Source organism: Thioalkalivibrio halophilus (assembly GCF_001995255.1).
In the GTDB taxonomy this organism is placed as follows: domain Bacteria; phylum Pseudomonadota; class Gammaproteobacteria; order Ectothiorhodospirales; family Ectothiorhodospiraceae; genus Thioalkalivibrio; species Thioalkalivibrio halophilus.
Genome location: NZ_MUZR01000009.1, coordinates 186 through 13,459, shown reverse-complemented (window position 1 = coordinate 13,459; position 13,274 = coordinate 186). Strand labels below are relative to the sequence as shown.

Genomic DNA, 13,274 nt, shown 5'->3' with positions numbered 1-13,274 from the left:
CCCTCTCATGTCATTGGCTGCTTCTGGTTCTGCGGGCTAAGATCGCCAGTGATCAGCTCCCGTGAGAAGCATTCCGTGCCCGAATCGGCCCGTCCGCCATCCGATGTCCCCGAAGCCGATTCCGAAGTGGAGGGCGCGCGCCGGCTGGCCGAGCGGCTGAAGGCGCGTTACCGCAAGCGGATTACCGGCGAGCTGGTGATGCCGGCGCGGCCGGCCAGCACCGCGCCTATCCCCGACGACCTTGATCCGGCGATCGCCACCGCGCTGCGGGGGCGCGGCGTCGAGCGGCTGTACAGCCACCAGCGCGCGGCGTGGGACGAGGTCCGCGCCGGGCATCACACGGTGGTGGTGACCCCCACTGCTTCGGGCAAGACCCTGTGCTACAACCTGCCGGTGCTGCAGGCGGTGCGCGAGCGCAAGGCGCGCGCGCTGTATTTGTTCCCCACCAAGGCCCTGTCGCAGGACCAGGTGGCCGAGCTGATGGAGCTCAACGAGGCCGGTGATCTGGGCGTGCGCGCCTATACCTTCGACGGCGACACCCCGGGCGATGCGCGCAAGGCGGTGCGCACGCGCGGCGACATCGTGGTGACCAACCCGGACATGCTGCATCAGGGCGTGCTGCCGCACCACACCAAGTGGGCGCAGTTCTTCGAGAGCCTGGAATATGTGGTCATCGACGAGACCCACAGCTACCGCGGGGTGTTCGGCTCGCACGTGGCGAACGTGATGCGCCGGCTGCGGCGGGTCTGCCGCTTCTACGGCGCGGATCCGGTGTTCATCCTGAGCTCCGCGACCATCGCCAACCCGCAGGAGCTGGCGGAAGGGCTGGTGGGCGCACCGGTGGAGGCGATCACCGAGAGCGGCGCGCCGGCCGGCGAACGCCACCTGCTGCTGTGGAATCCGCCGGTAGTGAATGCCGATCTCGGCATCCGCGCCTCGGCGCGCTCGCAGGTCACGCGTATCGCGCGCACGGCCATGCGGGCGAAGCTGTCCACCATCATCTTCGCGCGCACGCGGCTGATGGTGGAGATCATCACCCGCTACATGAAGGACGTGTTCGACAACGACCCGCGCAAGGCGGCGCGGGTGGCCGCGTACCGTGGCGGCTATCTGCCGAACGAGCGCCGCGAGACCGAGAAGGCGCTGCGCGGCGGCAACGTGGACTGCGTGATCGCCACCTCGGCGCTGGAGCTGGGCGTGGATATCGGCAGCCTGGACGTGTGCCTGCTGACGGGCTACCCCGGCACCATCGCCAGCACCTGGCAGCGGCTCGGTCGCGCCGGACGGCGCAACCGGCCCTCGCTGGGCGTGCTGGTGGCCAGCTCCGAGCCGCTGGATCAGTACATCATCCGCAACCCGGAGTTCTTCCTCGGGCAGTCGCCGGAGCAGGCGCGCATTGCCCCCGACCAGCTGCTGATCCTGCTGGACCACGTGCGCTGCGCCGCCTTCGAGCTGCCGTTCCGGCGCGGCGAGACCTTCGGCGGCGAAGATCTGGAGGCGCTGCTGAATTACCTGGAAGAGGAGGGCGTGCTGCACCGCGAGTCCGACACCTGGCACTGGACCGAGGACAGCTACCCGGCGCAGAGCGTCAGCCTGCGCTCGGTGGCCGAGGGCAACTTCGTGGTGGTGGATACCAGCGACGGGCAGCAGAAGATCATCGCGGAGGTGGACTTCTCCAGCGCCGCCGAGACCCTGTACGAGGGGGCGATCTACCTGGTGCAGGCGGTGCCCTACCAGGTCGAGCACCTCGACTGGGACGGGCGCAAGGCCTTCGTCACCCGCACCCGCGCCGATTACTACACCGACGCCATCGACTACACCCGGCTGAAGATCCTCGACGACTTCGAGCGCAGCGCGGCCGGGCAGGGGGAGGCCGCGCGAGGCGAGGTGCATATCGTCCGCCGCATCCCGGGCTACAAGAAGATCCGCTACTACACCCACGAGAACATTGGCTACGGCAATATCAATCTGCCGGATCAGGAGATGCACACCACCTCGGTGTGGTGGCAGATGGCGCCGGAGGCGCTGGAGGAGCATTTTGCCTCCCGCCACGAGGCGCTGGACGGCTTTCTCGGCGCGGCCTACGCGATGCATCACGTCGCCGCGCTGGTGGTGATGTCGGAACCGCAGGATCTCGGTCGTGCGGTGGGTGACGGCGACGCCCGCTGGTTTGCCACCGTGGGGGCCGGCGGGCGGGGACAGCTGCGCACCCTCGACGGCGGCGAGCGCGACCCCGAGCAGGAAGCGCGCTTCCGACCGGCGGTGTTCCTGTACGACAACTATCCCGGGGGCGTGGGGCTGTCGTCGCCGCTGTTCGATGCGCGGGCGCGGGTGGTCCGCGACGCCCTGGCCTTGATCCACAACTGCGGCTGTGCCCATGGCTGTCCCGCCTGCATCGGCCCGATTCTCGCCAGCGACGAGGTGCGCGGGTTCTCGCCCAAACAGGCGGCGCTGACCGTGCTGGAGGCCCTTGGCGAGGGGGCGGCGGCATGAGCCTGTCCGACCGGCTGAACACCCTGCGACGGCAGGCCGGCGTGACCCCGGAACGGCGCACCGCGGACGAGGTTGTCCGGGACGGGGCCGGACCCTCCGGTTCGGCCCCCGGGGGTTCGGAAGCCGGCCCTGCGGATGCCGCAGGCGGGACGGCCCCCGGGATCGAATCCGGGCAAGAAACCGGTTCGATGACGGACGCCTCCGCAGATCCGGGGGGTGCGTCGGGAAACGAAGGGTCCGTGCGCGAAGGCCGGGCGCCAGCGACCGGGCAGGGCGAAAGCCCGCAGCGCGCCCGCGCCCTGGCCGAGCTGCGCGAACGGGTCCGGCGTATGGGGGCTGCGCCGAAACAGCCCAGCGCGCAGGATGTCAGGCACTCCGCCGTATCCCCCGCAGATGGGAAGTCAGACGGGGCGACGGCACCGACCGCGATCCCCCATGGCCCGGCCGTATCCGTTGACGAACTCGCCGAACGTCTCGGCGGCAGCCGCATTGGCGAACACGTGATCCTGCTGGATCGCGAGCTGCCACCGGGGCACGAACATGGCCGGCTGGCTCTGGGGGAGGCCCTGGAGTCGGCGTGGCCGTTCTGGGAGGCCGGCGAACGGGTGGGCTTCATCGACACCGAGACCACGGGGCTGGCCGGCGGTGCCGGGACCGTGGCGTTTCTGGTGGGCCTGGCGACGCCGACCGGCGAGGGCCTGCGCCTGCGCCAGTGGCTGATGACCGCGTTCGCCGGCGAGGCCGCCATGCTGGAGTCGGTGGATGCCGCGCTGGCCGGCTGCGAGCGCCTGGTCAGCTACAACGGCAAGACCTTCGACCTGCCGCTGCTGCGCGACCGCCGGCGCATGCAGCGTCGAAACGATCCGGCGGACAGCGCCCACACCGACTTTCTCCATCCGGTACGCGCGCTGTATGGCCATGCCTGGCCCGACTGCCGCCTGCGCACCGCGGAAGAACGGCTTCTGGGCCTGCAGCGCCCCGATGACCTCCCCGGTTCTGACGCGCCGTGGGCGTGGCAGGCGTATCTGCGCTTCGGTCAGGCGGATTTGCTGCAGCGTGTGGTGCGGCACAATGCCGACGATATCTTCAGTCTGGCCGTTCTGGGTCCCGCGCTCGCCGGGGTGCTGGCCGACCCGCCGGCGCAGTTGGCTTCGCCCGAGGGCGCCGCGCGTCTGTTACACCGGCTTCGGGGGCCGGTGGAAGCCCGCCGGCTGCTGCAGCAATGCGAACAACGGCTGAACCCCGCCGGGCGGTTGTGGCTCGCCCGGGAATGGCGCCGCGCGGGTGTCTGGGAACGCGCGGTCGCTCTGTGGCAGTCTCTGGCCGAACAGGGACACCCGGAAGCCATCGAGGCCCTGGCCAAATACCACGAGCATCAGCGCCGTGACCCCGCGACCGCCCTGGAGTGGGCGCGTCGCCTGCCGGATTCTGCCGCCGCGCGTGCACGGTGTGCCCGGCTGGTACAGCGCCTCGGCCGGGATGCAGGCCTGCTCGCCGACGCGAGCCCGGACTCGGCGCCCGATCGGCCAGAGGGCTGGCCTCCCACCGGTTGAAGCCGGGCTGGGCCCCGACCGGTCCGTTCCGGTGCCGGGGATTTGTTACGATCCCGGAATCCCTCGCCACGTCGAGTCCATGCCCATGCGCCTGTCGAACGAAACCCGCGAGACGATTCGCACCACGGTGCGGGAGGTCTTTGGCGAGGAGGCTCGCGTGCTGCTGTTCGGTTCGCGCACGGATGATGCCGCGCGCGGCGGGGACATCGACCTGCTGGTGGAGCTGCCGCAGTCGATGCCGGATCGGCGGTCGCGGGAGCTGACCCTGGTGGCGCGCCTGCAGAGGCGCCTGGGGGATCGCGAATTCGATGTGGTCACCATCGATCCCGATACGACCTGCGAGCCGATTCATCGCGAAGCCCGTCGCACGGGGGTGCCGCTGTGAACGAGGAAAGTTTGCTGCCAGTCGATCGCTTTCTGCAGACGCTGGAGATCGTGCGCCGGGAGGGAGAACATCTGGACTGGAGTCGCGGGCGGCTGGCAGCGGAATCGATCGACGCTGAATGGGTGCGAGCGCTGGACGACGCCCCGGAGCGAGCGGAGCGCATGGAAGCATTCGTGTCCCGTTTCGGCCGCATGCAGGACACCATCGCCGACAAGCTCCTGCCACGCTGGCTTCTCGCGCTGGCGGAAACACCGGGCAGTCAGATCGAGGTCCTCAATCGGGCGGAACGTCTGGGTGTGATCGAGGACCTGGAAGACTGGCTTGAAGTGCGGCGGCTGCGCAACCGGCTGGTGCACGAGTACATGCGCGATCCGGAGACCTTCGCCGAAGACCTTTGTCGTACCCGCGCGCACACGGATATGCTGCTGGACACCTACGAGCGGGTGCGGCGTTTCGCGGTGGAGCGCATGGGACTGGATTCCACGGCGGTGCCCGTATCGCTTGTGGGAGCGAAATAGTGCCGGCATGTCGCTGATCCGGCGCTATCCGCCCAAGGCGCCGGCGCCCCGCCGGGAGATCTTCGGCTGGGCGATGTTCGACTTCGCCAACCAGGCCTACACCCTGCTGATCATTACCGTGATCTTCGGCGATCTGTTCACCCGCGTGATCGTGGGGGACGGGCCGGATTACCGCCTGGGCAACCTGCTGTGGAGCGTGGCGCTGGCGGTGAGCTACGGCCTGGTGGTGGTTCTGGCGCCGCTGGCGGGGTCGATCATGGATGCGACGGCCACGCGCAAGCGGTTCCTGCTGGGTTCATGGCTGCTGACGGTGGTCACCACGGGACTGCTGTATTTCGTCGAGCCGGGGCTGATCTGGTTCGGCATGGCGCTGATCATTGCCTCCAACTTCGGGTACGCCATCGGCGAGTCGTTCATCGCCAGTTTCCTGCCGGACCTGGGCCCGCCGGAGCGGCTGGGCTGGATCTCGGGGCTGGGCTGGGGGCTGGGGTATCTGGGCGGTCTGGTGGCCACGGCGTTTGCGCTGGGGCTTCTGGGCGAGGTGACCGAGGACAACTTCGACCGCATCCGCTGGGTGGGGCCGTTCGCGGCGGCGTTTTTCCTGGTCTCGGCGCTGCCGACCTTCCTGTTCCTGAAGGAGCGCGGTACGCGGCGCCAGCTTGCGCGCCGGGTGCAGCTGGGGCTGGGCTGGCGGCGCGTACTGCAGGCGCTGCAGCGCCTGCGCGAGGATCGCGCGCTGCGCAGCCTGTTCGTGTCGATCTTCTTCCTGATGGCGGGGATCTACATCATCATCGCCTTCACCTTCATCTATGGCTCGCAGGTGATCGAGTGGGATGAGTCCACGCGGGTGACGATGTTCGTCATCACCCAGATCACGGCGATCGTCGGGGCGATCGGGTTCGGCTGGCTGCAGGATCGCGCGGGGCCGGTGCGGATCTACCGCCTGACGCTGATCATGTGGTGTCTGGCGGTGCTGGCGATCTACGCCACGCCCACGCTGGCGGACGCCCTGGCCGCGCTGCTGGGCCGTCCGGTGGAGGCGCAGGAGGTGTTTCTGGCGGTGGGTGCGGTCGCCGGGCTGAGCCTGGGGGCGGCGCAGTCGGCCGGCCGCGCGCTGGTGGCGATCATGTCCCCGCCGCGCGAGGCCGGGCGCTGGTTCGGATTCTGGGGCCTGGCGGCCAAGGCCGCAGCGATCTTCGGCCTGCTGGGACTGGGCCTGCTGCAGGCCTGGCTGGGGCTGGCCAACGCCATCCTGTTCTGTCTGGTGCTGTTCGTGATCGCCCTGATCGCGTCTGCCCCGGTGCGCACGCCCGACCACATCGCGGGCGTGTGAACCGTTGAGCCGGCCGGGGCCGGCTCGCGGTTTGTGGCTCAGTGCGCGTGGTGGCCCTTGTGCAGGTATTCCACGCCGTCGAGGCTTTGCAGATGGATCTCGCGCACCGGGATGAAGCGGGCGCTGCCCGGGGTCACGATCTCTTCGGTCACGCGCACGCGGTAGGGCGGCTCGTGGTTGAGCAGCTGGCCCACGTAGCGCTTGCCCTCGGCCTCCACGCGCACCGGAGTGGTGTCCTCGTAGCGGCTGAAATTGTAGGAGACGTTGCGCGGGTACTGCAGGTTGCCTTCCGAAAAGGTGCTCATCTCCGGATTCTCGCTGTTGGGTTCATGGTCGCGGCATATTCTACCCGCTCTGCTTGATGGTGGCGAAGGCATCGAGGGCGGCCTTGCGGCTCTGTTTCAGGTCGACCATGGGGGCGGGGTAGTCGGCGGCGAGGCCGGGGCGCAACTGGTGGATGTTGCGGGCGGGGGCGCGGGCGAGTTCGGGGACGAAGCGCCGAATATAGGCGGCGTCGGGGTCGAAGCGTTCGCCCTGGCGCTGCGGGTTGAAGACGCGGAAGTAGGGCGCGGCATCGGCGCCGCAGCCGCCGGCCCATTGCCAGCCGAGGGTGTTGGCGGCGAGGTCGGCGTCGACCAGGGTGTCCCAGAACCAGCGCGCCCCGGCGTGCCAGTTCAGGCGCAGGTTCCTGGTGAGGAAGGAGCCGACGGCCATGCGCATGCGGTTGTGCATCCAGCCGGTCTCCCACAGCTGGCGCATGGCGGCGTCGATCACCGGGATGCCGGTGCGGCCCTGCTGCCAGCGCTCCAGGTCTTCCGCCGACTCGCGCCAGGGGAAGGCCTCGAAGCGCTGATTGAGAGGCTGCTCCGGGGTGTGGGGGAAGTGGTACAGCACGTGGTGGGCGAAGTCGCGCCAGCCGAGTTCGCGCACGAAGGGCTCGGCCGGGCCGTCGGTCGGCTCGTACCCGGCCTGGCGCAGGGCGCGCAGGATCTGCGTCGGGCTGATCTCGCCGAAATGCAGATGCGGTGACAGCCGCGAGGTGCCGTCGGTGTCAGGGCGCTCGCGGCATTCGGCGTAGGCGCCCACGCCGTCATCGATGAAGCTCTGCAGACGTTCCAGCGCGGTGCGCTCGCCCGGGTTCCAGGCGGCGGCCAGCCCGCTGTCCCAGCGGATGCGCGGCAGCAGATCCAGGGTTTCCAGCGGTTCCGAGGCCGGGGGCGACGGCGGCGCGGGGATGCGGCTCGGGGCCGGCAGCGGGTCGCGTTCCAGCCCGCGTTTGCAGGCGGCGCGCCAGTACGGGGTGAAGACCCGGTAGGGCGTGCCCTGACCGGTGGCCAGCTCCCGGGGTTCGTGCAGCAGGGCAGCGGCGAAGCTGTGCACCTCCAGGCCGTCCTCGCGCAGCGCGGCCTTGATGGTGGCGTCGCGCGCGGTGATCGCCGGTTCGTACAGGCGGTTCCAGTACACCGCGCCGGCGCCGGTTTCGCGTACCAGCGCGCGGAGCTGTTCGAGGCTCGAACCCCGGCGCAGGGTCAGCGTGGCCCCGAGGGCCTCGAGCTCGCCCGCCAGCGCCTGCAGGCTGTGATGCAGCCACCAGAGCGACGCCGCGCCGGGGGCCCAGGGCGCTTCTTCGTGCGGGGCGTGGATGTACACCGGGATCACCGGGCCGCCGCGGCTGAGAGCGGCGTGCAGCGCGGGCTGGTCGGCCAGGCGCAGGTCGCGGCGCAGCCAGACGAGGGCGGGGGGCGGGGTACTCACAGGCGGTCTCCTTTGCGCAGGCGCCGGCGCAGCTCACCCGCGCGAGGTCGTGTTCCCGCGCGCCGCCGAGGACGATCAGCAGCGTGCGCAGGGGCGTCGCCATCGCCTCGGGCCCATCCAGGGGTTCAGCCGCGGCCCAGGTACTGCCAGAGCCGGTCGGCGGCTTCCAGGGGCGCGCCGGGCAGGATTTCCACCGGGCGCTGGCTGTCGAGCTTTGACAGCTCGAGGGCGGCGGAGCCGGCCAGGTAGACCGGCGCTCCGGGTGCCGCCAGGATTCCCTCCACCTGATTGAGGTCCGGGCTGCGCAGCAGGCGCGACGAGCCGTGCAGGACAATCCCGCGCGCACCCAGGGTGCCGACCAGCGACTCCAGCGCGGCCGCACTGGTCGCGTCGAACAACGACAGGGTTGCGAGACCGCGTCGGGCACAGCTGACCTGGAGCAGCATGCCGCCGACCTGCTGGTGACCGCCGCCCAGCACCAGGCAGGGCACCACAGGCCCTTCGCAGGCCCGCAGGGCATTGCGCAGCTGGTCGGCCAGGGCGGCGGTGGCCCAGGCGGAGAATACCGCCAGGCGCACCTCGCCCTCGGGCGAATGGCGGGACTCCTCGCGCAACTGACGATAGACCTCGAGGAAGGCGCGTTCGTGCACCCCGTCCCATCCGTGACGCATCACCAGCCGCGCGTAGGCGCGGTCCAGCTGCTCCACGTCCAGCGGGTCCACCGCGTGGTACAGCGCGTCGGCAATGGGGTCGGCGGTATGCGGGGCAATCCCGGGGCCACTGATCGCGGGCCGTCGGCCGGGTGCCGGCGAGGTGGGTCCGTCGTCCCCCTCGGGTTCGGCGGGATCCTGCGCCGCGGCGTCTTCGTCGCGCTGCAGCACGCGATGGACCTGCGAGACCGGGATGCCCTGGTCCAGCAGTTCCATGATCCGACGGACCCGCCGGATGTCCTCCTCGCTGTAGAGGCGGTGTCCCTTGGGGGTGCGCATCGGGCGGATGAGCCCGTACCGACGCTCCCACGCGCGGAGGGTGACATCATTGATGCCGGTCTCCGCACAGACGTGCCGGATCGGGTACAGCCCCGCCTGCTCGTTCGAGTCGTTGTCGGTTGCGATGGCCATGCTCCGAACTATACAGGATCTGTACAGACCATGTACGAAAAAGGTGGATGCCGGCTCGGGAATTCCGCGAGGGAATGCTTGATCAACTTGAGCGGTCTCACAGACATTACACGTCCGGATTGAGGTAGGCCATGAGTTTCATGAATCCCGTGTCCGAAATGCGCCGCACGCTTGCGGTTCTGGCGGCAGGTCTGGCGCTGGTCCTGGCCGGAGCCCATCCGCTGGCGGCCGAGCCGGCGAATCCGGAGATGGCCGACAGCATTTCCCCGTATCTGCGTCTGCACGCGGAGGACCCGGTGCAGTGGCGGGCCTGGGATCGGGACCTGCTGGACGAGGCCCGCGAAAGCGGCCGGCCGCTGCTGATCTCCAGCGGTTATTTCTCCTGCCATTACTGTCACGTGATGCACGAGGAAAGCTTTCTCGACCAGGGCATCGCCGAGCGGCTCAATGAGCATTTCATCCCGGTCAAGCTGGACCGAGAGGTGCATACCGCGCTGGACACCTACCTGCTGGAGTTCCAGCGCGCGACCGGGGGCAGCGCCGGCTGGCCGCTGAACGTGGTGGTGATGCCCGAGGGCCATGCGCTGACCGGGGTGGTCTATGCCCCGCGGGATGGCTTTGCCGACTTCCTCGACGGCGTGGTGGAGCGGCTGACGGCGGATGAGGAGCGCCTGGCCGAACTGGCCGCCGCCGGCTCGCGCGAGCTGGAACAGCGTCTGCGCGACGGGGAGAAGCCCCTGTCGGCGGAGCGTGCGGCACGCCTGCCGGATGTCCTCTGGAGCCGCATGGAACGCGAAGCGGATGATCTGGGCGGGGGCTTCGGGCAGGAGACCAGGTTCCCGCATTCCCCCTATCTGGATGCACTGCTGACCGCACAGGAAGACACCCGCGCGCCGGACTGGGTCGGGGAATTCCTGAGCATCACTCTGGAAGAGATGGCCGGATCCGGGCTGCGCGACGTGCTGGGCGGCGGTTTCTTCCGTTATTCGGAAACCCCGGACTGGGGTACCCCGCACTTCGAGATCATGCTGGAGGATCAGGCGCAGCTGGCGCGTGTCTACCTGCGTGCTGGCGAGCTCTTCGGGCGCGAGGACTGGACGCGGATTGGCCTGGAGACCCTCGATTTCGTGGGCCGCGAGATGGCCCTGCGCGATTCCGACCCCGGCGCGGCGGTTGCACCGGAGAGCGATTTCCGGGGCTTTGCCTCCAGCCTGTCGGCGCTGGACGACGAGGGCCGCGAGGGCGGTGCCTACCTGTGGCCGGGCTCGGCGCTGGAGGCCGCGCTGGAGGATCACCCCGAGCCGGAGCTGGTGCGGGCACGTTTCGGCATGGACGGCTCGCCGTCGTTCAGCGACGGCCACCTGCCGGCCGATGGTATGGATACCGCGGCACTGGCCGAGCGCTTCGACCTCGACGAGGACCGGGTGCGCGAGTACGTCGACCGGGGCCGCGAGGCGCTGATCGAGGCGCGTCAGGAGCGCGGCCTGCCGCGTGACGAGAAGGTGCTGACCGGCGCCCACGGCATGCTGCTGTCGGCGCTGGCCGAGGCGGTGCGTCAGGACCTGGGCGAGGAGTACGAGACCATGGGCCGGGACGTGCGCGACTGGCTGGCGTCACGCGCCGACGAGCCGGAGGACCTGCCGGCGCTGCTGGGTCTGCCGGCCAAGGAGGTCGGCCCGGCCACGCTGCCGGACTACGCGTACGTGGCCCGCGGCCTTCACGACTGGGACGCCGCCACCGACAGCGGCGACGGCGAGCGGGTGCGCGCCCTGCTGCGTACCGCCTGGACGCGTTTCTCCGGCGAGGACGGGTTCCGCACCACCGAGGACCCGCCGCTGCCGGGCATGATCGCCGAGCGTTTCCATCCGGCCGTGCACCGCCCGTCGGGGGCCACCGCCATCCTGCAGCTGACGGCCGAACACGCCGCCGCGGATGCGGATCTGGAGTCCGCGCTGGCCGACTATCCGCTGGAGCCGGGGCAGGGCATCGAGAGCAATCCCCTGCACCACGCGGGCCTGATCCTGTGGCTGGAGGAACGCGGGGACGAAGGCTAGACTGCGCCTTTTCCACGCAAGCAGGAGTGTGCGCATGTCCGGTCAGCCCACGGCGCTGAAATCCGTCACCTTCCACGGCCTGGAGCCCGGGCCGCGCCTGATCGTGCTGGGTGCGGTGCATGGCAACGAGCTGTGCGGCACCGAGGCGACCGAGCGGCTGCAGGCGGAACTGGAATCCGGCGAACGCGAGCTGCTGCGCGGCACGCTCACGCTGGTGCCGCGCACCAACCCGCTGGCGGTGCAGCGCAACCAGCGCATGGGCGAGCGCAATCTCAATCGCAACCTGCGGGTGACCGAGGATCCGCAGGATTTCGAGGATCGTATCGCCAACCGGCTGTGTCCGCTGCTGGCGGCGCACGACGTGCTGCTGGACCTCCACTCGTTCCACACCGGCGGGCAGCCGTTCATCATGCTCGGCCCGCGTGACAACGATGGCGAGCTGGAGCCGTTTGCGCAGGCGGCCGAGGAACAGGCGCTGGCGGCCTGCCTGGGACCGCGGCGCATGGTGGAGGGCTGGCTGGACACCTATGCGCGCGGGGTGGAGAAGCGCATGAAGAACCCCAACGCGAGCCACCGGGCGCAGATCCTGTCCACCGATCCAAGCTACGGCATCGGCACCACCGAGTACATGCGCAGCCAGGGCGGCTACGGGGTGACCTTGGAATGCGGCCAGCACGACGACCCGCAGGCGCCGGAAGTGGCGTACAACGCCATCATCAACGCGCTGGCGCAGCTGGCGATGCTGCCACGGCGTGCCACGCCCGGGCAGGCTGACCCGGAAGTGCTGCGCCTGGTAGAGGTGATCGATCGCGACCACCCGGATGATGCCTTCGCCCGCGAGTGGAAGAGTTTCGATCCGTTGACCCGGGGTGATCTGATCGGCGTGCGCGCCGACGGGACCGAGGTGCGCGCGCCGGAGGACGGTTTCATCGTGTTCCCCAACCCCAACAGCCTGCCGGGGAACGAGTGGTTCTACCGCGCGGAGTTCAGCGACCGCGAGGTGCCCCCGGGTCCGCAGTAGGCCCCGGGGGCACAGCGGGCCCGGGGGCCGCGGCAGACAGAGTGCGGCTCAGTCGTCCGCGGGCAGTCTGGCGGCGCGCCGCAGGGCGCGGTCCACGGCGTTGAGCGCCTCGAGCTCCTCGCGGCCGCCGCGGTCGCCGCTTTCGGCATGGATCAGCTCCAGGCGGGGCGGGGTGGTGTCCGGGGGCGCCGCCAGCGCTTCCAGGCCGCCATCGCGCTCCACCCGGTTGATCTGCTGCCAGCCGCGTTCGGTCTGCAGCACGCCCTTGAGGCGGTCCGCGTCCTGTTCCCGGATCAGGGCCTCCAGCGCCGCGTGATCGAACACGGTGGACGTCGGGAAGCGCCATGAACGGCCGACGAACCCGTCGCCGCGATTGTCGATCACGACCCAGTCGCCCGTGTCGGATGCGGGCGCATGGTCATGTTCGTGTTCATGCCCATGGTCGTGATCGTGGCCGTGGTCATGGCCATCGTCCGCGTTCGCGGACAGGTATGCCCGGGCCTCCGGGAACAGGGCGCCGCCGTGCTCCAGGCGCGCGGCGTCCAGCAGCGCCGCATCGATGTGCCCCTCGCGGGTCTCGATCACCCGCGGGCGCGGAGCTGGCAGGCCGGCCACGAACGCATGCAGGGCCTCGCGGTCGGCCTCGCTCCAGGCGTCGGCCTTGTTCGCGATCAGCACGTCGGCCACCGCGATCTGGTCGTTCCAGTTGGGGTGCTCGCGATGGCGCGGCGAGGCCAGGTGGCGCGCGTCCATCACCGTGACGGTCGCGCGCAGATCCAGCGCGGTGTCGTAGGGCGGGGCGGTCAGGGTACGGATGATCTCGGCCGGATGCCCGAGGCCGGTGGGCTCGATCAGGATGCGATCGGGCTGCTGCTGGCGGATCAGGCGGTTGAGGCCCACGGTGAACATCTGCGCGGAGACGCAGCACAGGCAGCCGCCGGGGATCTCCTCGGTGCGCACGCCGGTGTCGGCCAGCAGGCCGCCGTCCACGCCGATCTCGCCGAACTCGTTGACCAGTACCGCCCAGCGCTCGTCCTGCGG

At 70.0% G+C, this 13,274-nt stretch carries 11 protein-coding genes; 7 read left to right on the top strand and 4 right to left on the bottom strand.

Annotated elements, in window-relative coordinates; translation table 11 throughout:
- Positions 1–75 precede the first annotated feature (75 nt).
- The 5 genes from B1A74_RS03810 (at position 76) to B1A74_RS03790 (ending at position 6,282) form a co-directional block, all read left to right on the top strand.
- Positions 76–2,493: a DEAD/DEAH box helicase gene (locus B1A74_RS03810; protein WP_077243811.1), complete on the top strand. Its 2,418-nt coding sequence runs from the start codon at positions 76–78 to the stop codon at positions 2,491–2,493.
- On the top strand, positions 2,490–4,046 hold the full coding sequence (locus tag B1A74_RS03805) for a ribonuclease H-like domain-containing protein (RefSeq protein ID WP_077243810.1): 1,557 nt from the start codon (positions 2,490–2,492) through the stop codon (positions 4,044–4,046). Before B1A74_RS03810 ends, B1A74_RS03805 begins: the two co-directional genes overlap by 4 nt.
- An 85-nt stretch (positions 4,047–4,131) precedes the next feature.
- Entirely contained in the window at positions 4,132–4,431 is a 300-nt protein-coding gene (locus tag B1A74_RS03800; RefSeq protein ID WP_018945842.1) for a nucleotidyltransferase domain-containing protein, read from the top strand.
- On the top strand, positions 4,428–4,949 hold the full coding sequence (locus B1A74_RS03795; RefSeq protein ID WP_018945843.1) for a hypothetical protein: 522 nt from the start codon (positions 4,428–4,430) through the stop codon (positions 4,947–4,949). The genes B1A74_RS03800 and B1A74_RS03795 overlap by 4 nt, the downstream gene beginning before the upstream one ends.
- Positions 4,950–4,956: 7 nt before the next feature.
- Positions 4,957–6,282, top strand: coding sequence for an MFS transporter (locus tag B1A74_RS03790; RefSeq protein ID WP_077243809.1), 1,326 nt, complete (start codon positions 4,957–4,959; stop codon positions 6,280–6,282).
- Positions 6,283–6,320: 38 nt separating this feature from the next.
- Here the strand turns inward: B1A74_RS03790 and B1A74_RS03785 are convergent, their stop codons facing one another.
- The 3 genes from B1A74_RS03785 to B1A74_RS03775 all read right to left on the bottom strand — a co-directional run bounded on the left by B1A74_RS03785 (position 6,321) and on the right by B1A74_RS03775 (position 9,158).
- Positions 6,321–6,587, bottom strand: coding sequence for a hypothetical protein (locus B1A74_RS03785; RefSeq protein ID WP_018945845.1), 267 nt, complete (start codon positions 6,585–6,587; stop codon positions 6,321–6,323).
- 40 nt (positions 6,588–6,627) lie between these two features.
- Positions 6,628–8,037, bottom strand: coding sequence for a cryptochrome/photolyase family protein (locus B1A74_RS03780; protein ID WP_077243808.1), 1,410 nt, complete (start codon positions 8,035–8,037; stop codon positions 6,628–6,630).
- Positions 8,038–8,162: 125 nt separating this feature from the next.
- Complete coding sequence (locus B1A74_RS03775) at positions 8,163–9,158, bottom strand: MerR family transcriptional regulator (RefSeq protein WP_077243807.1); 996 nt, start codon at positions 9,156–9,158, stop codon at positions 8,163–8,165.
- 131 nt (positions 9,159–9,289) lie between these two features.
- On the opposite strand from B1A74_RS03775, the gene B1A74_RS03770 reads away from it, so the two are divergent.
- Both B1A74_RS03770 and B1A74_RS03765 read left to right on the top strand, forming a co-directional pair.
- A complete protein-coding gene (locus tag B1A74_RS03770) occupies positions 9,290–11,212 on the top strand; it encodes a thioredoxin domain-containing protein (protein ID WP_077243806.1) in 1,923 nt (640 codons plus the stop codon).
- Between the two features lie 34 nt (positions 11,213–11,246).
- Positions 11,247–12,233 (top strand): M14 family metallopeptidase, encoded by a 987-nt coding sequence (locus B1A74_RS03765; protein WP_018945849.1) that lies wholly within the window; start codon positions 11,247–11,249, stop codon positions 12,231–12,233.
- A 48-nt stretch (positions 12,234–12,281) separates the two neighbouring features.
- Here the strand turns inward: B1A74_RS03765 and B1A74_RS03760 are convergent.
- Positions 12,282–13,274 (bottom strand): CobW family GTP-binding protein (locus tag B1A74_RS03760; RefSeq protein ID WP_244269163.1); only part of this gene is annotated, 993 nt, incomplete at its 5' end.